Source organism: Verrucomicrobium sp. GAS474, from assembly GCF_900105685.1.
Lineage (GTDB): Bacteria > Verrucomicrobiota > Verrucomicrobiia > Methylacidiphilales > GAS474 > GAS474.
The window spans coordinates 342,322-363,128 of sequence record NZ_LT629781.1; the positions used below are offsets into that span (position 1 = coordinate 342,322).

Below are 20,807 nucleotides of genomic sequence, written 5' to 3' on the forward strand. Positions count from 1 at the left end.
TGGGTGGGAGGGGAGGACGCTCGCTATGCGATGGCCATCTGGGCCGTCGTGATTTCGAGCAGCTCGGTGGTGATCGAGGCCTGCCGGACCTTGTTGTATTGCAGCGTGAGGTCCTTGATGAGGCCCTTCGCGTTCTCGGTGGCGTTCTTCATCGCCACCATCCGGGCGCTGTGCTCGGAGGCCCGCGCGTCGAGGATCGCCTGGTAGACCTGGAAGTGGATCACCGCGGGGAGGAAGTGGCTGAGGAGCTCGCCCGCCTCGGGCTCAGCGAGGTAGACGGCCTCGACCCCGTCGGCGGCGGCCGCGACCGGCTCCGGCGCCTGCTTCAGCAGGTCGGCGTGGGAGACGGGGACGAGCGGGGCATGGGTCGGCACCTGGACGAGGGCGTTGACGAAGCGGGAGTAGACGATCTCGACGGTGTCGAACTCGCCCGCCAGGAACTGGTCGATGAGGAACTGGCTCACGGCCTTGCTCTGGGCGAGGGTGAAGTTGTCCTTCAGCTCGAAGTCGGCGAGGAGGTTCTTCCCGCCGGTCGGAACGCCGGAGGCCTTCAGGCGCGGAATGAAGTTCTTCGCCTTGCGGCCGATGGAGACGTAGCGGGTCGTGGCGCTGTCGGCCTTGTGGATCTCGCGGAAGAGATTCGTGTTGAGGCCGCCGCAGAGGCCGCGGTCGGTGCCGACGACGAGGATGAGCTTCTTCGGGGCGGCCCCGGCGAGCTCCTTCGCCTCGAGGAGGGGGTGGCCCGCGTCGACGACCTCGGGGCGGATGCGCGAGGCAACCTTCCCGATGAGGGCGGCGTAGGGGCGTCCGGCGACGGCGCGGCCCTGGGCGCGGCGCATCTTCGTCGCCGCCACCATCTGCATCGCCTTGGTGATCTGGGCGGTGTTCTTGACCGACTTGATCCGGCGGCGAATGTCGCGCGTGTTGGCCATGCGTTCCTTGTTCGTTTCTCGGCTTCTGGCTGGAGGAGCGCTTCGACCTAGGCCTGGTAGGCCGTGACGAAGGCGTTGGCGAAGGTCTTGAGCTCGGCGGCGATCTCGTCGCTGATGGCGGCCTTGTCGCGGAGGGCGGCGAGGAGCGGCTCGTGGCGGAGGGTCAGGGCCTCGACGTACTTGGCCTTGAAGTCCTGGACCTTGTCGACGGGGATCTTGTCGAAGTAGTTGTTCTGGACGGCCCAGAGGATGGCGACCTGGACCTCGATGGCGATCGGGCTGTAGTTGGGCTGCTTGAAGACTTCGACGACGCGGGCGCCGCGGTCGAGCTTGGCCTTGGTGCCGGCGTCGAGGTCGGAGCCGAACTGGGCGAAGGCCGCGAGCTCGCGATACTGGGCGAGGTCGAGCTTGATCTTGCCCGCGACCTGCTTCGTCGCCTTGATCTGCGCGGCCGAGCCGACGCGGGAGACCGAGAGGCCGACCGAGACGGCGGGACGGATGCCCTGGTGGAAGAGGTCGGTCTCGAGGTAGATCTGGCCGTCGGTGATCGAGATGACGTTCGTCGGGATGTAGGCGGAGACGTCGCCGGCCTGGGTCTCGATGATCGGGAGGGCGGTGAGGCTGCCGTCGCCGGCCTTCTCGCTCAGGCGGGCGGAACGCTCCAGGAGGCGGGAGTGGAGATAGAAGACGTCGCCGGGGTAGGCTTCGCGGCCCGAGGGGCGCTTCAGGATGAGGGAGACCTGGCGGTAGGCGACGGCGTGCTTGGAGAGATCGTCGAAGACGATCAGGGCGTCCATGCCGTTGTCCATGAACCACTCGCCGATCGCGGCCCCGGCGAAGGGAACGATGAACTGGCTGGTGGCGCTGTCCGAGGCGGTGGCGCTGACGATGATGGTGTATTCGAGGGCCCCGGCCTTGGTCAGGATCTCGATGACGCGGGCGACGTTGGCGTTCTTCTGGCCGATCGAGACGTAGATCGAGTAGATCGGACGGAAGCCGGGCTTCCCGGCCTGGACCTTGTTGATGTTGGCCTGGTTGATGATCGTGTCGATGGCGATCGAGGTCTTGCCGGTGGCGCGGTCGCCGATGATGAGCTCGCGCTGGCCGCGGCCGATCGGGATCATCGCGTCGATGGCCATGATGCCGGTCTGGACGGGCTGGCTGACGGAGCGGCGGGCGATGATGCCGGGGGCGAGCTTCTCGACGGGATAGTGGGTGGTCGCGGTGATCGGCCCCTTGCCGTCGATGGGCTGGCCGAGGGCGTTGAGGACGCGGCCGAGGAGGCCCTTGCCGACGGGGACCTGGAGGAGCTTCCCGGTGGCGCGGACCTGGTCTCCCTCGCGGATGCCGGTGAACTCGCCGAGGACGATGGCGCCGACCTCGGTTTCCTCGATGTTGAGGACGAGGGCGTACTGGCCGACGGTCTGGCCGTTGGTCTCGAAGGTGGCGGAGGAGATCTCGATGAGTTCGTTCATCGCGACGCCGCCGAGGCCGCTGATCTTCAGGACGCCGTCGGTGACTTCACGGACGGTGCCGACGGCCCCTTCGGTGATGTCGGTTTTGACTTTGGCGATCTGGGCTTCGATTTCCTGGAGGAGGCTGCTCATGATGGTGGGTTCGGTAGGGAACGTTTTGCTTGTTTAAAGAGGGAGGGATTGCGGACGACGCCTTAGCGGACGTCGATGCCGCGGCGGCGGAGCCACGAGGGCGGGGTGATGCTCCGCAGGCGATACTGGAGGGAGCCGTCCCAGATGCGGCTGCCGACGTAGATGACGACGCCGCCGAGGAGTTCCGGCTTCACCGTGTAGCGGGTGACGAGGGGGGCGCCGAAGCGTTTCGTCAGGTCGGCGAAGATCGCCGCGCCCTTGTCGGGGAGCTCGACGGCGCTCTCGATGATGTAGGTCCGGCGCTCCTCCTCGATGGCGAGGAGTTCCTTGAAACGCTGGAGGAGGGGGAGGTAGTTCCGGGGCTTCCCCTCGGCGATCCGCTTCACGACGGTCCGCACCCGGTCGGGCTCGACCCCGGTGGGGGTGAGGCAGGCGGAGAAGAGCTTGCGGGCGTCGCGGCGGGCTTCGCGGTTGATCTTCATGGGGTGCGGAGGGAGGAGGGGACGAAATTAGTTCTGCGTGATGACGGCGAGCGTCTCGGACTTCAGGCGCTCCTGGTCCTGCGCGGTGAGGACCTTGCCGGAGACGCGGGTGAGGACGGTCGAGACGAGGCCGAGGACCTCGTTCTTCGTCTCGCGGAGCATCTGCTGGCGGTCCTGGGCGATCTGTTCCCGGGCGGAGGCGAGCTGGGCCTCGGCGACCTTCGCGGCGTCGGCCTGGGCCTTGGCGATCTGGGCCTCGGCGGTCTTGCGGGCCTCGGCGATGATGCCGTTGGCCTGGTTGCCCGCCTCGTGGAGGACCTTGGCGGCGTGGGCCTGGGCGTTGGCGAGCTCGGCCTTGATCTTCTCGGCGTTCTCGAGGCCCTGGGAGATGAGGGCCCGGCGCTCCTCGAGGACCTTCAGGATCGGGCCGTAGGCGAACTTCTTCAGCGCGAGGGCGACGACGAGGAAGACGATGGCCTGCGCGAGGAGGTCGGGGCCGTTGACGCCGTTATGGACGAACGTTTCCTTCAGGTCGCCGACGATGCTGCTGGAGGGCGCGGCGGTTTCGGCGGCTTGGGCGAGAATGACCGTGGAGAGGAACATAGGAAAGGGGGAAGGTGGGGAGGAAGCGTGTTGGAAAGGGAAGTCGGCGTCGCCCGCCATGCGGCGGGCGACGCCGAGGGACTTACTTCACCAGGAACAGGGCGTAGAAGAAGATCGACTCGACGAGCGCGATGCAGAGGATCGCCCAGACGAGGACCTTGTTCTGCGCGCCGGGGTTGCGGCCGACGGCTTCGACGAACTTCGCGCCGATGAGGCCGATGCCGATGGCGGCGCCGAGGAGGGCGAGGCCGGCGTGGAGGTTGCCAGTGATTTCAGCGAGGAGGTGATTCATGGAGGGATGCGGTGGTTTGTTTTTTTGGGGGCTGAACCCGCCGCCGCGTCTGTCGCAGTCCGGCGGGATCAAAGGGTCTGAAAGGGGCTAGTGGCTCCCTCCCTCTTCGTCGTGGCGGCACATCATGGCCGTGAAGACGGAGCAGAGGAGGCAGAAGACGAGGGCCTGGACGAGGCCGACGAGGAGTTCGTAGAAGTAGAAGGGCGTCGGGGCGATCCACTTCAGGAAGGGGCTGTTCGCGAGGTTCATCATCGAGTCGATCATGACTTCGCCGCCGTAGACGTTGCCGTAGAGCCGGAAGGAAAGGGCGATGGGGCGGATCAGGATCGAGATCAGCTCGAGGACGCCGACGGCGACGAAGACGATCGCCATGAGGAAGCCGACGATGCCGGGGAAATCGGCCTTCGAGCCGAAGATGTGCTTGATGACGCCGACGGGGCCGTTGTAGCGGACGGCCCAGAAGATCCAGAGGCCGAAGAAGAGGAGGGAGAGGGCGACGGGGAGGTTGAGGTCGGCATTCGCGCCGCGGAGGAAGGGCTCGGTGATGTGGAGGTCGAGGGCGCTCTCGCCGACGCCGCGCCCGATGGTGCCGACGCCGGGAAGGAGGCCGAACCAGTTCAACGCGAGGATGAAGAGGAAGAGCGAGGCGAAGAACCAGAACGTCGCCTTCACGAGCTTCGCGCCGAGGATGTCCCCGAGGAAGTTGTAGAGGGACTCGATCACCCATTCGGCGAAGTTTTGGAGACCGGTGGGGATGAGGGTGGCGGAGCGGGTGGCGATCTGGGCGAAGGCGATGAGGGCCGCCGCGACGACGACCATGACGATCATCGAGCCGCTGATGCCGACGGGGCCGAGATGGAAGAGAACGGGGGCCACCGGAGAGGGAACCTGGTGGACCGCCGCGGCCTCAGAAGATGTTAATGCTGCAAAAAACGGCATAGGAATATAAAAGGGGAGCTATTCCTATAGGCGTCCCCCACCTCTTTTGGCAACGCTTTTTTTGTAACCTTTGGGGTACTGCGGCAATCTGCCACACCTCCCTTCTTTGCCTGACGGGGGGGGAGAGGGGCGCTTGGGAAAGCGCGTCCTTGATGCCGTGTTGCGGAGCGGCCCTTCGGGACCTGCGCGGTCAATCCTGTACAGCTGGAGGCGATCCGCTTTATAGCCCAAGAGGGGCTTCGCCCCTCCTCGAACCTCCCCTTCGGAGGGCCTTAGCTAGGCGGATGCGCTTGGGCGGCGCCTCGTCTCCTAACTGGATTAAAATCGGATGGTTCCGGTACGCCCGAGGGTACGGGTTGCGGGGGGAGATAGGGTCAATACGCCTAGACTCCTATCGGGAGATGGGCGCTTGGGAGAATCACGCGTCCCTGTGCGGGCGGAGCCGAAAGCGCCCTGCCTACTTGAACAAGCCCTTCATCGCGTCCCACAACCCGCGCGGCTTCGCGGGGGCGTCGGTCTCGGCGGCAGGGGCGGGCGCGGAGGCGGTGGCCGGCGTCCCGGGGGCTTTCCCCAGCGCCTGGATGTAATCGCCGAAGATGTTCACGGTCTCGTCGAGGGAGATGTCGCGACGGACGGTTCCCTCGTCCTGGGTCGCCGAATCGGCGTCGGCGTCATCGTCGCTCGTCGAGGAGGCGGGGGCCTTCTTTCCCTTGAGCGACTTCGCCGAGGGGCGGATGTCGGAGACCGGCTTCAGCGGCTGGTTGCTGTCGAGCATGGCGAGGTTCAGGATCCAGACCTTGTGGTCGGAAACCGGCTTGTCGGCGAGCTTCTTCTCCCGCTCGTCGATCGCCTTGAAGGCGTCGAGCTGCGCCTTGCGGGCGACCTCGTTGAGCGGGATCGTCTTTTCCTTCAGCAGGGCGAGGCGGTCCTTCAGGCAGGCGAATTCCTCGCTCCCGGCGATGCGGTCCGAGGAAGCCTTCTGGAGCTGCGGGATGAAGGTGAAGGGAGGCTGGACGCGGGTGTAGTCGGCGACGGGGACCTCGTCGGCGGCCAGCGCGTTCGGCAGCGACGATTCGCCGTAGTCGATGTAGTCGTCGAGGGCCGGGAGGACGACGTCGGAGAGGACGCCCCGGTTCTGGGTCGTGCCGCCCGCGATGCGGTAGAACTTCTGGATCGTCAGCTTCAGGCCGCCCGGATCGTTCCCGGTGCGGAAGCCGAGGTTGATTTCCTTCAGGTCGAAGAGCTTCTGGACGGTCCCCTTCCCCCACGTGGTCTTCCCGCCGACGATCAGCGCCCGGCCGTAGTCCTGGAGGGCGGCGGCGGTGATCTCGGAGGCCGAGGCGCTCGGCTTCCCGACGAGGACGATGAGGGGGCCGGTGTAGACGGGGCTGTTCCCGAAGCCCATGCGGAACGACTGGACGGCGCCGCGCGCGTCCTTCACCTGGACGACGGGGCCGGAGGGGACGAAGAGGGCGGTGAGGTTCACGGCCTCCTCGAGGATGCCGCCGCCGTTCGTGCGGAGGTCGAGGATGACGCCGTCGATCTTCTCCTTCTGGAGGCGGAGGAGGAGCCGCTTCACGTCGTCGGAGGCGTGGTCGTAGAAGCCGGGGAGGATGATGTCGGCGTAACGCTGCTTCGTCCCGTCGGCGAGGGTCCGCTCGTAGAGGCGGGCCTGGGCGACCTGCTCGGTCAGCTTCACCACGTCGCGGACGATCGTGATCTCGCGCTTGCCCTTGCTGTCGGTCGCCGCGCCCTCGGTGGCGATGACGGTCAGCGTGACCTTCGTCTTCTTCGCGCCGCGGATCATCTTCACGACCTTGTTGAGCTTCATGTCGGCGACGTCGACCGGCTTCTGCCCTTCTTGCGCGACGGAGAGGATCCGGTCGGTCGGCTTCAGCTGGCCGCCGAGGTCGGCGGGGCCGCCCGGGACGAGGCTGACGACCTTCGGGTAGCCCTCGACGTCGGTCGAGAGGACCGCGCCGATGCCGACGAGCGACATGTTGATCGTGTTGATCCGGAAGTTCTCCATCTCGTCCTCGGTGAGGTAGTCGGAGTGGGGATCGTAGGCGTGGGTGAGGGCGGAGAGGTAGATGCCGAGGCGGTCCTCGTGCTCGTTTTCCCGCATCGTCTTCAGGAGGCGGTTGTAGCGGCGGGAGATATTCTTGATCGTCTCCTCGGGCTTCTCCTTCGTGCCGAGGCGGCCCTGGAGGAGCTCGTACCGGATGTTGAGACGCCAGAGGTCGTCGGCCTCGGCGGGGGTCTTCGGCCACGGGGCCTTCGTCCGGTCGATGTTGAAGCTCTCGTCCTTCGTGAAGTCGCCGGTGACGGCGGGGTCCTTCAGCAGGCGGTCGACGAGGGCGACGCGCTCGGCGAGGCGGTCGAGGAAACGCTTGTAGATCGCCGCCTCGGGGGAGAGATCGGCGTTGAGGAGGAGGACCCCCATCGCGGTGCCGTAGGCCTGGGCGAATTCGTCGAGGTCGGTCTGGAGGAAGACCATGTGGCGGAAGTCGAGCGCGTCGACGTAGCTCTTCAGGAAGAGCTGGGAGACCGAGTCGTCGATCGGCTTCTGGAGGTAGTGGCCGCCGCTGACGATCTTCGCGACGATCTGGCCGATCCGCGCATCCTGCGCCGCGTTCCCCGTGGCGGCGATGGCGGCGGCGGGATCGTCGCCGAAGGCCGCCGTCGGCGCGGGCGGCGGGAGCTGGGGGATGACGATGCCGTCGGCCCGAAGGCCCCCCGTGGAGGAGGCGATGGAAAAGACCAGAGCCGCCGTCAGGGCGAGCGTTCTGGAGGGGACCTTCAGGAGAATCACAAAGGGAGGGGCTCGTTTTTACCGATTTTAAATAAAATCTGCCCCCATGTATGAACGTAATTTCTCAGGAAGCAAGACCCGACCATCGTCTTGTTGGTGCGTTTCCACAAGGGCGATAAATAACCGGGCCAGGGCGGTCCCGGAACCGTTGAGGGTGTGGCAGAAGCGGTTCTTCCCCTCGGCATCCTTGTATTTGAGCCCCATCCGGCGGGCCTGGAAGTCCTCGAAATTGCTGCACGAGGAGACCTCCAGCCACGTCCCGAGGCCGGGAGCCCAGACCTCGATGTCGTGGCACTTCGCCGCGCCGAAGCCCATGTCGCCCGTCGAGAGAGTCAGGACCCGGTAATGGAGGCCGAGGCTCTGGAGGACGGCCTCGACCTGGGCGACGAGGCGGTCGAGGGCGGCGTAGGAGTCCTCCGGGCGGACGATCTGGACGAGCTCGACCTTGTCGAATTGGTGGACGCGGATCATCCCGCGCGTGTCCTTCCCGGCGCTCCCCGCCTCCTTGCGGAAGCAGGGGGTGTAGGCGGCGTAGCGGATCGGGAGGGCCTCGGCGGGGACGATCTCCCCGGCGTGGAGGTTCGTCACCGGGACCTCGGCGGTCGGGATGAGGTAGAGGTCCTCGCCCTCGATCTTGTACATGTCGTCGGCGAATTTCGGGAGCTGGCCGGTCCCCTTCATCGCCTCGCCCCGGACGAGGAAGGGAGGGGAGACTTCGACGTAGGCGTCGAGGCCGGGGGCGGCCTTCGCCTCGGTGTGGAAGTCGAGGAGATAGGAGATCAGGGCCCGTTCCAGGCGGGCCCCCTTCCCCTTGAAGACCAGGAAGCCGCTGCCGGAGATCTTCGCGGCCCGCTCGAAGTCGAGCAGCCCCGAGAGAGCCGCGAGGTCGATATGGTTCTTCGGCGCAAAGGGGAACGAGGCGGGAGCGCCGTGGGTCCGCTCGGTCCGATTGGCCGCCGCATCGTCGCCGACGGGGACGGTGGCGTGGGGGAAATTCGGGATGGTGAGGAGGAGGGCCTCCTGCGCGGCCTCGACGGCGGCGACTTCGACGTCGAGCCCCGCGATCTCGTCGGAGACCGTCTTCATGGCGGCCATCAGATCGTCGGTCGGCTCCTTCTTCGCCTTGCGCGCGCCGATCTCCTTGCTCGCCTTGTTCCGTTCCGCCTTCAGGGACTCGACGCGGACCAGGAGGGCGCGGCGGCTCTCGTCCTGGGCCAGGAGGGTGTCAACGTGGGCTTCGTCGCCCCGGCCCCGGGTCGCCAGGCGGCGGCGGGCTTCATCGGGGTTGTCGCGGAGGTACTTGATGTCGAGCATGGAAACGCTGAGTGAATCAGAACGCGTTCTGAAGGGCAAGACGGGGACTGAGGGGGAAAGATCTATCCTTGAACCCGGGGAGGCTTTTAGCCACGGTTTTCCGATGCCGCCTCGCTCTCGTTCCGGACTTTCGCGGGTCCTCTCGCTCCTTTTCCTGGCTGCCACCCTTCTTTCGCTCCTCTACGTCTTCCTCGGGGTGAACCGGACGACGAACTGGCCCCCGGCCCGCTCCGACGGCGAGGGCTACTTCGCCTATCTCCCCCTCGCCTTCGTCTACCACACCACCGACCTCACCGCCGTCGTCCCCGCGCAGGGGACCGGGACAGTGCCGAGCGGGAGCTTCTTCATCGAGAAAACAGGCCACTGGAACATCAAGTACCCGATCGGTGTCGCCCTCACGGCGGCCCCGTTCTACCTCCTCGCCCACTTCCTCTGCACGGCGACCCCGCTTTCCCACCACTACGCCGCCGACGGCTACTCCCTCCCCTACCAGCTCTCCCTCGTCGTCTCCGGGCTCCTCGCCTTCGCCGTCGCCCTCTGGGCGCTGGCCCGGTGGCTGGCGCGCCGCTTCCCGCCCGGGGCCGTCGCCCCCGCCCTCGTCTTCATCGCCTTCGGGACGAACCTCGCCCACTACGCGACGTTCGATTCCTTTGCCTCCCACATCTACAGCGTCGCCGCGATCGCCCTCTTCCTGAACCTCCTCGACGGCTTCGCCGCCGCGCCGACCCCGGGCCGCGCCCTCCTCCTCGGCCTCCTGGCCGGGTACGGCTTCCTGACGCGGAACACCACCGTCCTCTACTTCGTCCCCTTCTTCCTGCTTCCCCTCCTCGCCCGGCGGATGCCGCTGTGGGAGTGGCTGCGGGGGGCTTTCCTTGCCACGGTCGCGGGCTTCGTCGTGATCGTCCCCCAGCTCCTGATCTGGAAGTACTGCATGGGGACCTTCCTCGCCTATTCCTACGGCGGCGAGGGCTTCTCCAACCTCGGCGACCCGCTCTTCGCCAACGTCCTCTGGAGCTGGCGCAAGGGGGCCTTCCTCCACTTCCCCTTCCTCCTCCTTCCCGTCGCGGGGCTCTTCCTCGCCCTCTTCCTCGGCCGCCGCCCGGCGGGACCGGCCGGAAAGACCGGGGCCGACCTCCCTCCCGCCGCCCCCCTCCGCCTGGAAGCCGGGACCACTCTCCTCTGCGCCCTCCTCCAGCTCTACATCGCGGCGAGCTGGAGCAGCTGGCCCTTCGGCGGCTCGCTGGGGCACCGCGCCTTCGTCGACGCCTACCCCCTCCTCCTCCTCGGCGCGGCGTGGCTCGCGGCGCGGGGCCTCGACGCGGGCCGGAAGCAGACGGTCTGGATCGTCGTCTGGGCGGCGGTCCTCTACGCGCAGCTCTTCACCCAGCTCTACTGGTTCCACTTCGTGAAGAGCGACTCGATGACCCGGCACGACTTCGCGAAGCTGCCGAAGGCCGCCCTCACCGAGCTCCCCCTCCGCCTCGGCGGTGCCTTCTACGACGCCGCCTTCGACCTCCGCCACCCGCGCAACACCTCGGCCCTCGATTGGTGGAAGGAGACGCGGGCCGTCCTCACGCCGCTCTCCCCGACGGCGAATCCGATCGTCGTCCGCAGCGGCGAGACGCTCCGCGTCGAGGTCGAGGTCGAGAACCTCGGCAGCCTCACCCTCAAGCATTGGGGACGGCGCGGCAATATCCTCATCGAGCCGGTGTTGATCGGCATTTCGGAAAAAGGCCCCAACCTCGTCTACCCACTTCACAAAAGCTTCATCCCCGCCCCCATCGATCCCGGACTGAAGGCGGTCATCCCCCTGACCTACGCGATACCGCAGGGGCTCCCCGCCGGTCCCTACCTCCTCCAGCTCACCCTCTGGCACGGCAGCAAGGACTCGCTCGACGCCCTCGGCCTCGCGCCCCGCAACGGCTTCCGGATCGACGTCCAGCCATGATCTCCCCCCGCCTCCTCCGCCCCCTCTTCTGGCTCGCCGCCCTCGGCATGGCCGTCCTCTTCCCCTTCATGGCGTGGCACGGCTACCCGCAGTCCGACGGCGACACGCTCTGGTTCCTCCCCGCCGCCCTCGCCGAGGCGCGGGGAGAGGGGCTGGTCAACGCGCTCCACGTCAACGCCGGGTCGTTCGACATCACCCACCGGAACCTCTTCGTCTTCTACCCGCCCGGCTTCCCCTGGTTCCTCGGGAAGATCGCCGCCCACACCTTCGGCGCGACGGCGCAGGGTATCTACACCGCCTTCGCCGCGCTGAGCTCCCTCACCGTCCTCCTCGCCGCCCTCCCCTTCGCCCACTGGGCGGGGCGGCGGCCCCCGGAGCAACGGCGGAAGGGCTGGCTCCTCGCCCTCGCCGCCCTCCTCGCCCTCGGCACCTACGGCTCGGCCTTCGCCTTCGGGCGGCCCGACACGATGGCGACCGTCGTCGTCCTGTTCGGCGCCCTCGCCGTCGCCCTGGCCGACCGAGAGATCTTCCTCCTCTCGCCCGTCCTCGGCCTCCTCGCCTTCCTCCATCCCGTCGCCGCCCTGTTCGCCACCGCCCTCCTCGGCCTGCGGCTCTCCCTCCGGCTCACCCTCCCGCATGTGGCCACCCTGTTGATTCCGTTCTGCCTCATCGGCGTCGGCGTCATGCTCCTCCTCTTCGCCGTCAGCCCGAACGGCCTCCAGGCCTCCTTCGACGGCATCCGCTGGCACGCCGGATCGACGATGGTCTCGGGAACCTGGGACGATCCCCACAAGAACCAGCCGCTGAAATTCCTCTTCCTCCATTCCTACGCCACCGCCTACGGCCTCCTCGTCCTGGTGGCGGCGGCCCTCCTCGGCGAGGCTGTCGTCCGGCGCTGGAAGGAAGGGAGGGGGACGCGGGTCGGGATCGTCTTCTTCACGGGATGCCTCGCCGCCTTCTTCTTCCACTTCGTCGCCGAGGCGTGGGACCGGGCCTATAACCTCTGGGTCTTCACCCCCGTCACCCTCTGGGTGATCCTGATCCTCGGCGGCAGGATGGGCGAACGGATGGGGGGACGGACCGCGCCGCGCCTCGGCTTCGTCCTCCTCCTCGCGGTCTTCCTTGCCTGCGCCTCGGGGTTCCTCCATCGCGCCCTTCTCTTCCCCTACGCCCTCGCCGACCGGGCGGGGAGCCTCGACGCGGCGAAGGTTCAGGCAGCCCGGCTCCTTGGGGAACGCCCCCCCGGCCTCATCGCCGTCTCGAAGTCGCTCTGGCTCCTCTTCGACGACGTCGAGCAGCCGAACCCGGTCCGCGCCTTCGCCCTCGATCCCGCGCAGCGCCGGGACGACCATCCGGCCTACATCGTCCTCCAGCAACGGTTCACCGCCTACGAAACCGCGCCGGAGCTCCCCGGATTCCGCAAGGTGTGGGACGACTTCACGGCCGAAAAACCGCGCTTCCTCGGCATCGCCCTCAGCGGGACGGCCCCTTCCTACCGCTTCGCCTTCTACGAGCGGATCGAGAGCGCGAACTAGTCCGTGTCACCGCCCCGCGGGCGGCGCGGCGGAGAGCATCTCCCGCACCCGTTCCCGGATTCGCGCCGAGGCCCGTCGGGCGCTCGGCCCTGTGAGGTGGACGCCGTCGGTCGTCCGGTAGGAGCCGTCGACCGGGAAATCGAGCCACGGCCATTCCGCTTTCGGGAACCGCGCCAGCACCGCCCCGCGGAGGTAGGTCCGGAACTCGCTCCCCTCGACGCGGGGATCGGGAGGGAGGTAGAGGAAGAGCACCTGCACGCCGCGGCTCCGGAGCTCATCGACCTGGACGGCGAGCCGGTCGAGGTTCTTCGGCACCTGCTTCCAGACCGTGGCCTGGAAGGTCTCGTCGGCCCGGTGGGCGAAGGCGATCCCCTCCTCCAGATGGGGCGTCGGCGGCTCGACGTCGGAGCGGGGCGGATCGAGGGGGCTCCCCGCGATCCGGTGGCCGAGGGTCCGCGCCCCGCTCTGGATGACACGCAGCAGCTGGTACTCGGTGCGCAGCGCGGGACAATGGAGACGGAGCCACCCCCACGGCGGCCCGAGCATCTCCTGAAGGAACGCCTCGGCGGCGGGCTGCCGCAGATTGTTCACCTCGATGACGACGAGGCGGGGCAGCGTCTTCCCGTGCAGGAGGAGGGCGTTCCCCGTGAGCGGGCTCCCCCCGAAGAAGCCGAGGTCGTAGATTTCGGGAGCGCCGCTCTCGGCCAACCCCTTTTCCAGCGCGCGCGACATCGAGCTGCCGACGAGGACCGCCTCGGGCATCGAGGGACGGACCAGGAACCGCTCCGTCACCATCGCATGCCGGGCCTCCATCGTCGAGAGATTGTCGTAGACCGTCGGACTCACGGCCGCGATCCACGCCGCGTAGAGCCCGAAGAGGAGCGCCGCGCGCCACATCGCCGCCCAAAGGAAAAGAAACAGCCCCCTCCTCTCCGGTCCATTGGCATCCGGGGAACTGGAGGACGAATCAGAATTGGAAGTAGATGAAGGCACCGGGAACTCCGCTGTTCACGAGGAGGAGGAAAAGCATCGCCGCCAGCGTCCACGCCTCCAGCCGGGCGGAGAAGCCCTTCGGAAAGAGGAAGGGCGAGGCGTGGTGGAGGAAGACCGGGATCAGGCAGAGGAGGACCGGCGCGCACTGCTGCAGCAGGATCTTCTTCGGCCAGTTCGCCCCGATCGCATGGAGATAGGCGAAGGCCTGGCCGAGGTTCGGGAACTTGAAGAAGAGCCAGCCGAAGGTGACAAGGGAGAAGACAATCGCGATGCGGACCGCCCGCTCGACGCCCGACGATTCCCCCTCCTTCCGTAGGAAGGGCCGCTCCAGCGCGAGGGCCGCGCCGTGGAAGAGCCCCCAGAAGGCGAAGCCCCACGCCGCCCCGTGCCACAGCCCGCCGAGGAACATCACGATCATGAGGTTCACCGCCGTCCGGGCCAGGCCGTGCCGCGAGCCGCCGAGCGGGATGAAGAGGTAATCCCGGAGCCATGCGGAGAGCGACATGTGCCACCGCCGCCAGAACTCGGAGAAGCTCGCCGCGAGGTAGGGCCGGTCGAAGTTCACCGGGAGCCGGAACCCGAAGAGCCGCCCCAGCCCCAGCGCGATCAGGGAGTAGCCGTAGAAGTCGGCGAAGATCTGGGCCGAGAAGCCGAAGAGGAGGAGGAGGAGATGGAACCCGGGGAGCCCCTCGTAGGAGCCGGCCCCCATCCACATCGTCTCCGTCGCGAGGTTGTCGGCGACGACCCGCTTGAAGAAATACCCGGCGATCAGCAGCCGCGCGACGGCGATGAAATCGATCTCCTTCCACCGCTTCACCCCCGAGGCCGGGGTCTGGATCTGGGGGAAGAAATCGCGCGCCTTCGTGATCGGCCCCGCGATCAGCTGGGGGAAGAAGACCATGTAGAGCGTCGTCCGCCCGAAGGCCGAGAGCCCGCCCTCCCTCGCCGGGGGCTTCCAGTCCCCGCGCCACGTGTCGACGATCAGGCTGATCCCGTGGAAAATGTAGAAGGAGATCCCGATCGGGAGCGGCATGCCGAGCAGGAACTGCCGCCACGCCCACCCCGCGCCCTCCCCGTGGAACGCGTGGTAAACCCGGGCCGCCTCGGCGTGGAACGTCCAATAGAAGAGCTTCGAGTACTTGAAATAGGCGAGCATCGCCAGGAGCACCGCCACCCCGCCGAAGACGAGCCACCCCGCCCGATGCCGCCCCCCGCCCGCCGCATCGACGGCGACCGCCCGGCTCACCCCCGCCGCCACGCCGGTGCAGAACGCGAGGAGGATGAGGAGCAGCGGATTCTCCCACGCGTAGAAAACGAGGCTCGCCGCCACCAGCACCCCGATCTGCAGCGCCGCCGTCCGCGCCACGACGTAGTAAAGGAAGAGCGTCGCCGTCAGGAGCCAGAAAAAGGAAAGGCTGGTGAAGAGCATGGTCGAGGAAAAATACCGTGAAAGTCGGCAGTGACGGTAATTAGCCTCCGTCCCCCTGCCGAGAAGAATCTCGGGGCCTTTTCCCGGGGCGTTGCAGAGACATTGGCAAAAGGGGGCGGGACGCGCTACGATCGGGTCTCCGTGGCCTTCCCCCTTTCCCCTCTCCTACCCCTCCCCGCCCTCCGCTTCCTCGCCGGGATCGGCGGGCGGGCGTTCCTCCTGATCGCGACCTACAGCCTCCTCATCGAGGTCACGCGCCCCACCCCCTACCTCCACAACGCCTTCGATTCCGTCTGGCACCGCATCGCCGAGGAGCAGCTCGCCTCCCACCGGCCCGAGGCGACGGGGGTGATCGTCGGCAGCTCCTACAGCCGGATGCTGGGCCTCGATTTCCCCCCGGACTTCCTCGACGGCGGCTTCTTCGGCGGCGGCCCGATGACCGGGAACGCCATCCTGCTGGAGAGCGGCGCCCATCCCCGCGCCGTCCTGATCGAGATCAACCGGATCGACCGCCCCCTCGACCGGGCGATCGTCGACGACGCGACCGCCGAGCCGATGGCGACCCTCCGCCGCTTCCTCCCCGCCCTCCGCTTCGAGTATCGCCCCAGCCGCGTCATCCAATCGCTCCTCTGGACCTACGGCCGGGCCTTCGGCGCGATGCGTCACGGGAAAAAGAGCCCGGCGCCCGCCGCTGCCGCCCGGGAGCCCCTCCCCTCCCACGCCCTCCCCCCGCCCGCCGCGCTCGACGACGCCCTCCGGACCGAGATCCTCCGGAACTTCGCCGTCCTCGAACGGCAGGTCGCGGAGCTCGAACGGCGGGGCATCCGTCCCGTCTTCCTCCACCTCCCCCTCGACCCCGCCGCCGAGGCCGCCCCCGTCGAGCACTTCGTCCACGCCACCGCGGCGGAGCGGTTCCCGAAGAGCCGCTACCCGTGGATCGACCTCCCCTCGGACGGCACCTTCCGCACCTACGACGGCACCCACATCCCCCCGGGCGAGGAATCGCGCCGCGTCGCCGGGCTGATCGTCGACCGGACCCGGGCGCTGCTGCAGGAAACCCCTCCGGCCCGCTAGCCATCGGCTAAAGCCCCCCTCCCGCCGCCCCGCGCCATGTCCACCCCCCTCTCCTCCCTGGCGTCGCTCTCCTCCTTCAACTCCTTCCTCTCCCTCCAGGGGGAGCTCCACCGGGCCGCCGCCCTCTTCGACGCGGGACGCTACGCCGAGGCCCGCGCCGCGCTGGAGGAGCAGTCCCGCCTCTCCCTCCTCGACACCGCCGGACCGGGCGGCCCCTACCCCCCGCAGGCCCGCGTCCGCATCGCCCACGCCCTCGGCGTCCTCGCCCAACGCGAGGGGGACGAGGCCGCCGCCCGCCGCCACTTCGCCGCCGCCCTCGCCCTCTCGCCGAACGACGCCGAGACCCGCGTCGACCTCGCCATGCTCCGCATCGCCGCCGGGGAGCACGGCCCCGGCTTCGCCGAATACGAATGGCGGCTCCTCCACCCCCGCGGCTCGGTCCTCCGCCGCCACACCCGCTCCCCCCTGCGGCGCTGGGAAGGGGCGCCCCTTCCGGCTTCCGAGTCCCTCCTCGTCCACGCGGAACAGGGCCTCGGCGATACCCTCCTCTTCCTCCGCCATCTCCCCGCCGTCCGCGCCCGGATCGGCCCCGGCGTCCCCCTCTGGATCGCCCTCCCCTCGCCGCTCCGCCGCCTCGTCGTCGAGGGATTCCTGAAGCTCCATCCCGCGCTCCAGCCCGCCCGCGTCGTCACCTTCCGGGAACCCCTTCCGCTCCCCGCGGAACAGGGCCTCCGCTGGCAATGCCCCCTCCTTTCCCTCCCCCATGTTCTCGGCCTCGCCGGGGAAACGCTCTTCACCCCCGCCCCGCCCTACCTCGCCCTTCCCGACACCGGGGCCCCCCGCCCCGAACGGGACGCGGCCCGCCCGCCCCGGATCGGCCTCGTCTGGCGTTCCGGCACCCTCCGCGACGGCAGCCAGAGCGAGGGGAGCCGCTACCGCTCCCTCCCCCTGGAATCGCTCCTTCCCCTCGCCCCGCTCCCCGCCGAATGGCTCGGCCTCCAGAAAAACCCGACCCCCGCCGAACTCGACCTCCTCCACACCGCCTTCCACGGACGCGACGCCTCGCCCGCCTGCCGCGATTTCCTCGAGACGGGCCGCCTCCTTTCCGAGCTCGACCTCCTCGTCACGAACGACACCTCCGCCGCCCACCTCACCGGAGCCCTCGGCCTGCCCGCCTTCGTCCTCCTCCCGAAGGCCGCCAGCTGGCGCTGGCCCCTCTCGCCGACGACCGCCCACGGGGAGACCTCCCCGTGGCATCCCTCCCTCCGCCTCTTCCGCCAGGCCGACAACGGCGACTGGTCGGCCCCCGTCGCCGCCGTGCGGGAGGCCCTGGAAATCCGCTTCGCCGGACGGTGGCCGACCCCCGAGGCGCGGGCCGCCGCCCCCCGCATCCCGACCTCCCCCGAGGACCGGGAGATCGCCCTCCTCGAGGCCCAGTTCCTCCACGAAAAGGGCGACTACCCCGCCCTCCTTTCCGTGCTGGAGCGGTGCGCCGCCCGCCATCCCCGCCACGCCCCCGTCCTCCGCGCCCTCGGCACCGCGCGGGCCGACAACGGCGACCCCGCCGGCGCCCTCCGCCTCTTCCGCCGCGCGCTGAAACTCGAGCCGACCCATCCCGACACCCGCTTCAGCCTCGCCCTCCTCCGCCTGGGCCGGGGCGACTTCCGCAAGGGCCTCCCCGAATACGAATCGCGCTTCGACCGCGACAACTGCATCGACCCCCATTGCTCCGAGAACGCCCCGCTGTGGGACGGCCGCCCCCTCGCCGCCGACCAGCCCCTCCTGATCCACTGCGAGCAGGGCATCGGCGACGCCATCCAATTCATCCGCCTCCTCCCGTGGGCCCGCGCCCGGGCGGAGGCGGTCCACCTCGTCTGCGCCCCCTCCCTCCTGCGGCTCTTCCAGGACTCCCCCGTCGCCTCCGGCCTCGCCGGATATGTCACCGACGGCGGCACCCTCCCGCGCCACGCCTTCCATTGCCCCCTCCTCTCCCTCCTGCGGCTCTCGGGCCTCCGCGATCTGCGCGACATCCCGGACCGGCAGCTCGACGCCGTCCCCTACCTCGCCGCCATTCCCTCTTCCCTTCCGGCCCCGGCCCGCCGCCGGATCGGCCTCGTCTGGAAATCGCGCCTGCCGGAGACCTCGGGCCGGAGCAAGAGCCTCCCCCTCGCCGCCCTCCTCCCTCTCGCCGCGCTCCCCGGCATCGAGTGGATCACCCTCCAGAAAGAGCGGACCGCCGAGGAGGCCGCCCTCCTCCACTCCCGCTTCGGCATCGCCCCCGGCGGCCCCGCCGACCTCGGCCCGGCCCTGCCCGATTTCGCCGCCACCGCGCGGGAAATCGCCGCCCTCGACCTCGTCATCGCCTGCGACACGGCGGCGGCCCACCTCGCCGGGGCGCTCGGGAAACCGGTCTGGGTCCCCCTCCAGACCGCCCCCGACTGGCGCTGGCTCCGCCCCGGCGTGAACCCCGGCGGCGACGACCGGAGCCCGTGGTATCCGACGATGCGCCTCTTCCGCCAGACCCGGCACGGCGACTGGAGCGATCCCGTCGCGGAAATGGCCGCGGCGCTGGCGAAGGGACCGCAAAAGTAGGGCCTTTCCCCGATTGAAAAAACGGCCCGACTCCTGCTTCCTTTTGCTTCCCGTCGGAAAGCCCCGACGCTACAAACGTCATCCCCTCCCGTCATCGCCATGAGCCACTGGAAAAAAATCGTCGTGATCGGCGGCGACCTCAAGAGCCGCCTCGCCCTCCATGAGGTCATCGACGCCCGCCCCGCCCGCGACTGGCGGCTGGTGAAGCTCCCCGACGGCGAGGAAGCCCTCTCCCGCCTCCGCGCCGGGATCGACCTCCCCGATCTCTGCATCGTCGACTGCGTGGCAGGAAACCTCGGCGGCCTCGATTTCCTGAAGAAACTCCGCGCCGAGGAGAATCCGGCCCTCAACCGCCTTCCCGCCATTCTTTGCGCGACTCCGGAGGAGTGGCAGACGGTTCAGGAGCAGACCGGCGGGGCGCAGTTTATCTACCTGCCGAAGCCGTTTGATCCGCAGCAGGTGGCGGCGGCGTTGGGGCGGGCGTTGGGGTAGGGGGGGCGGGGGGCGGGGAAGCGGAGCGGCCCTTCGGGACCTGCGCGGTCAACCCTGTACAGGTGGAGGCGATCCGCTTTATAGCCCAAGAGGGGCTTTGCCCCTCCTCGAACCTCCCCTTCGGAGGGCCTGAACTAGGCGGATGCGCTTTGGCGGCGCCTCATCTCCTCACTGTTTTAAAATCCGCTGCTTCCCTGAACGCCCGAGGGTACGAGCGATAGGGAGAGACGGGGCCAATACGCCCAGACTCCTATCGGGAGAGAAGCGTATGGGGGAGGAATGCTTGTTCGGGTGCTGGCGAAATCGAAGCAGATAGCTTAGCCTCTCCCCATGGCCCTCACCCCTTCCACCATGCTCCCCCTCGGCACGCCCGCGCCCGATTTCACGCTTCCCGATACGGTCACCGGCTCGGCGATCACTCTTTCGACTTATGCCGCCGGGAAGGCGGTCCTCATCCAGTTCCTGTGCGCCCATTGCCCTTACGTGAAGCATATCGAGCCGGAGCTGACCCGCCTCGCGAACGATTACGCGGGGAAGGGCGTCGCCTTCCTCGCCATCGGCTCCAACGACGCCGCGGCCTATCCCGACGACGCGCCCGCGAAACTCGCCCACCAGGCGCGGACCTTCGGTTGGGATTATCCCTATCTCTACGATGAAACGCAGGCCGTCGCCCGCGCCTACAAGGCGGCCTGCACGCCCGACTTCTTCCTCTTCGACCGGGAACACAAGCTCGCCTACCGGGGCCGCCTCGACGGGAGCCGCCCCCGCGTCGAAAAGCCCGAGCCCCTCACCGGGGCCGACCTCCGCGCCGCCCTCGACTCCGTCCTCGCCGGAAAGGCCCCCGCCGCCGAACAGCTCCCGAGCCTCGGCTGCAATATCAAGTGGCGGGAGTAAGCGGAAGCCCGTCTAGACCCCCAGCCACCACGCCAGCGGGGCGAAGGAAAGGGCCGTCGGGATCAGCCACGCCAGCGGGATCGTCCGCACCGTCGTTACGAAGATCACCGCCGTCATCACGACGAAGATCCACGCATTGACCCCCGGCATCAGCCCGCCGTGGTAGATCAGCGCGGGATAGGAAAGCGGGTTCCAGAGGGACGGGGTCACCGCCCCGCCGTGCCGCACGGCGCTGACGAGGAGGAACTCCGCCCAGAACGCGGCGGAGAGGATCGCCGTGCGGATCCAGAACGCCCGGTAGAATGCCTTGCGGGAGGCGATCGCCTCGGGAGTGTGATTGCGGGCCATAAAATAGGAAATAGGGTCTATCCGCCCGCGCCGTTAAAGACGACGAAAAAACCGGCCTTGCCCGCCGCCGTCCCGATGCCGATCCGGGTGATGTTCCCCTGGAGCAGGTTCCGCCGGTGGCCCGTGCTCTCCTTCCACGCCGCGATCACCTCGGAGGGGGAGGCCGAGGGGGCGCTGCTCATGAACAGATTCTCGTTCAGCGCCGACCAGCCGTGGGAGGAGAGGAGCGTCCTCATGTTCCCCATGCTCCGGTGCTCCATCTCCCCCTCGTGCGCCAGCTTCGCCGCCCACTCGGAGGCGAGCGCGTTGAGCGCCGGGTCGAGGGTCACCGGGCCGCGCTTCTCCGAGGCGCGGAAGCCGTTGATCTGGCGGACCGCCTCCTGCTGGAAGACCTCGTCGTCATTCCCCTTCGCCGCCGCCGGAAGGGGGGCCGCAAGCCACGCCGCCGCCAGGCCGAAGACCGCCGCCATCCAGAGTCGCCGTACTTTCATATCGCCAAGATAGGGCACCTTCCCCAAATT

18 protein-coding genes are annotated in these 20,807 nt (G+C 68.5%); 6 read left to right on the plus strand and 12 right to left on the minus strand.

Going from position 1 to position 20,807, the window contains the following annotated elements; translation table 11 throughout:
- Positions 1 to 23: 23 nt before the first annotated feature.
- From atpG to serS, 8 genes are all read right to left on the minus strand, one after another.
- Positions 24 to 932, minus strand: a complete 909-nt coding sequence (gene atpG, locus BLU04_RS01480) for an ATP synthase F1 subunit gamma (RefSeq protein ID WP_093281300.1) — start codon at positions 930 to 932, stop codon at positions 24 to 26.
- Positions 933 to 979: 47 nt separating this feature from the next.
- Positions 980 to 2,539, minus strand: a complete 1,560-nt coding sequence (gene atpA / locus BLU04_RS01485) for a F0F1 ATP synthase subunit alpha (protein WP_093281303.1) — start codon at positions 2,537 to 2,539, stop codon at positions 980 to 982.
- Positions 2,540 to 2,601: 62 nt separating this feature from the next.
- A complete protein-coding gene (locus BLU04_RS01490; RefSeq protein ID WP_093281306.1) occupies positions 2,602 to 3,021 on the minus strand; it encodes a F0F1 ATP synthase subunit delta in 420 nt (139 codons plus the stop codon).
- A gap of 27 nt (positions 3,022 to 3,048) precedes the next feature.
- A complete protein-coding gene (gene atpF / locus BLU04_RS01495; protein WP_157895016.1) occupies positions 3,049 to 3,624 on the minus strand; it encodes a F0F1 ATP synthase subunit B in 576 nt (191 codons plus the stop codon).
- 82 nt (positions 3,625 to 3,706) lie between these two features.
- Entirely contained in the window at positions 3,707 to 3,916 is a 210-nt protein-coding gene (locus BLU04_RS01500; protein WP_093281311.1) for an ATP synthase F0 subunit C, read from the minus strand.
- An 87-nt stretch (positions 3,917 to 4,003) separates the two neighbouring features.
- Entirely contained in the window at positions 4,004 to 4,792 is a 789-nt protein-coding gene (locus BLU04_RS01505) for a F0F1 ATP synthase subunit A (RefSeq protein ID WP_157895017.1), read from the minus strand.
- Between the two features lie 520 nt (positions 4,793 to 5,312).
- Positions 5,313 to 7,667 carry a carboxy terminal-processing peptidase gene (locus BLU04_RS01510; RefSeq protein ID WP_093281315.1) on the minus strand — a complete coding sequence of 785 codons (2,355 nt, stop codon included), beginning with the start codon at positions 7,665 to 7,667 and terminating at the stop codon, positions 5,313 to 5,315.
- A 27-nt stretch (positions 7,668 to 7,694) separates the two neighbouring features.
- A complete protein-coding gene (gene serS, locus BLU04_RS01515) occupies positions 7,695 to 8,981 on the minus strand; it encodes a serine--tRNA ligase (RefSeq protein ID WP_093281318.1) in 1,287 nt (428 codons plus the stop codon).
- A 103-nt stretch (positions 8,982 to 9,084) separates the two neighbouring features.
- On the opposite strand from serS, the gene BLU04_RS01520 reads away from it, so the two are divergent.
- Complete coding sequence (locus BLU04_RS01520; protein WP_093281319.1) at positions 9,085 to 10,929, plus strand: hypothetical protein; 1,845 nt, start codon at positions 9,085 to 9,087, stop codon at positions 10,927 to 10,929.
- Positions 10,926 to 12,464, plus strand: a complete 1,539-nt coding sequence (locus tag BLU04_RS01525) for a hypothetical protein (protein WP_093281322.1) — start codon at positions 10,926 to 10,928, stop codon at positions 12,462 to 12,464. The genes BLU04_RS01520 and BLU04_RS01525 overlap by 4 nt, the downstream gene beginning before the upstream one ends.
- Positions 12,465 to 12,470: 6 nt before the next feature.
- Here BLU04_RS01525 and BLU04_RS01530 read toward each other — a convergent pair whose 3' ends face one another.
- Positions 12,471 to 13,361: a hypothetical protein gene (locus tag BLU04_RS01530; RefSeq protein WP_093281324.1), complete on the minus strand. Its 891-nt coding sequence runs from the start codon at positions 13,359 to 13,361 to the stop codon at positions 12,471 to 12,473.
- Between the two features lie 70 nt (positions 13,362 to 13,431).
- Positions 13,432 to 14,886, minus strand: a complete 1,455-nt coding sequence (locus BLU04_RS01535) for an MBOAT family O-acyltransferase (RefSeq protein WP_093281326.1) — start codon at positions 14,884 to 14,886, stop codon at positions 13,432 to 13,434.
- 141 nt (positions 14,887 to 15,027) lie between these two features.
- Here BLU04_RS01535 and BLU04_RS01540 point away from each other — a divergent pair, with 141 nt between their 5' ends.
- The 4 genes from BLU04_RS01540 (at position 15,028) to BLU04_RS01555 (ending at position 19,938) form a co-directional block, all read left to right on the plus strand.
- The gene (locus BLU04_RS01540; RefSeq protein WP_093281328.1) at positions 15,028 to 15,960 is read left to right on the plus strand and encodes a hypothetical protein; all 933 of its coding nucleotides are present in this window, start codon (positions 15,028 to 15,030) and stop codon (positions 15,958 to 15,960) included.
- A 36-nt stretch (positions 15,961 to 15,996) separates the two neighbouring features.
- Positions 15,997 to 18,552, plus strand: a complete 2,556-nt coding sequence (locus tag BLU04_RS01545; protein WP_093281331.1) for a tetratricopeptide repeat protein — start codon at positions 15,997 to 15,999, stop codon at positions 18,550 to 18,552.
- A 99-nt stretch (positions 18,553 to 18,651) separates the two neighbouring features.
- Positions 18,652 to 19,044 (plus strand): response regulator, encoded by a 393-nt coding sequence (locus tag BLU04_RS01550; protein ID WP_093281334.1) that lies wholly within the window; start codon positions 18,652 to 18,654, stop codon positions 19,042 to 19,044.
- Positions 19,045 to 19,374: 330 nt separating this feature from the next.
- Entirely contained in the window at positions 19,375 to 19,938 is a 564-nt protein-coding gene (locus tag BLU04_RS01555; protein ID WP_093281337.1) for a thioredoxin family protein, read from the plus strand.
- Between the two features lie 12 nt (positions 19,939 to 19,950).
- On the opposite strand, the gene BLU04_RS01560 is transcribed toward BLU04_RS01555, so the two are convergent.
- The gene (locus BLU04_RS01560; protein WP_093281339.1) at positions 19,951 to 20,286 is read right to left on the minus strand and encodes a hypothetical protein; all 336 of its coding nucleotides are present in this window, start codon (positions 20,284 to 20,286) and stop codon (positions 19,951 to 19,953) included.
- 17 nt (positions 20,287 to 20,303) lie between these two features.
- Positions 20,304 to 20,777, minus strand: a complete 474-nt coding sequence (locus BLU04_RS01565) for a CAP domain-containing protein (protein WP_093281342.1) — start codon at positions 20,775 to 20,777, stop codon at positions 20,304 to 20,306.
- Positions 20,778 to 20,807: the final 30 nt, after the last annotated feature.

Excerpts from the sequence above, each read along its gene's own strand:
- atpF (WP_157895016.1), bottom strand. The coding sequence starts at position 3,624 with ATGTTCCTCTCCACGGTCATTCTCGCCCAAGCCGCCGAAACCGCCGCG.
- BLU04_RS01530 (WP_093281324.1), bottom strand. The coding sequence starts at position 13,361 with ATGTGGCGCGCGGCGCTCCTCTTCGGGCTCTACGCGGCGTGGATCGCG.
- BLU04_RS01490 (WP_093281306.1), bottom strand. The coding sequence starts at position 3,021 with ATGAAGATCAACCGCGAAGCCCGCCGCGACGCCCGCAAGCTCTTCTCC.
- BLU04_RS01535 (WP_093281326.1), bottom strand. The coding sequence starts at position 14,886 with ATGCTCTTCACCAGCCTTTCCTTTTTCTGGCTCCTGACGGCGACGCTC.
- BLU04_RS01560 (WP_093281339.1), bottom strand. The coding sequence starts at position 20,286 with ATGGCCCGCAATCACACTCCCGAGGCGATCGCCTCCCGCAAGGCATTC.
- BLU04_RS01565 (WP_093281342.1), bottom strand. The coding sequence starts at position 20,777 with ATGAAAGTACGGCGACTCTGGATGGCGGCGGTCTTCGGCCTGGCGGCG.
- serS (WP_093281318.1), bottom strand. The coding sequence starts at position 8,981 with ATGCTCGACATCAAGTACCTCCGCGACAACCCCGATGAAGCCCGCCGC.
- BLU04_RS01525 (WP_093281322.1), top strand. The coding sequence starts at position 10,926 with ATGATCTCCCCCCGCCTCCTCCGCCCCCTCTTCTGGCTCGCCGCCCTC.
- atpG (WP_093281300.1), bottom strand. The coding sequence starts at position 932 with ATGGCCAACACGCGCGACATTCGCCGCCGGATCAAGTCGGTCAAGAAC.
- BLU04_RS01550 (WP_093281334.1), top strand. The coding sequence starts at position 18,652 with ATGAGCCACTGGAAAAAAATCGTCGTGATCGGCGGCGACCTCAAGAGC.
- BLU04_RS01555 (WP_093281337.1), top strand. The coding sequence starts at position 19,375 with ATGGCCCTCACCCCTTCCACCATGCTCCCCCTCGGCACGCCCGCGCCC.
- atpA (WP_093281303.1), bottom strand. The coding sequence starts at position 2,539 with ATGAGCAGCCTCCTCCAGGAAATCGAAGCCCAGATCGCCAAAGTCAAA.
- BLU04_RS01520 (WP_093281319.1), top strand. The coding sequence starts at position 9,085 with ATGCCGCCTCGCTCTCGTTCCGGACTTTCGCGGGTCCTCTCGCTCCTT.
- BLU04_RS01500 (WP_093281311.1), bottom strand. The coding sequence starts at position 3,916 with ATGAATCACCTCCTCGCTGAAATCACTGGCAACCTCCACGCCGGCCTC.
- BLU04_RS01545 (WP_093281331.1), top strand. The coding sequence starts at position 15,997 with ATGTCCACCCCCCTCTCCTCCCTGGCGTCGCTCTCCTCCTTCAACTCC.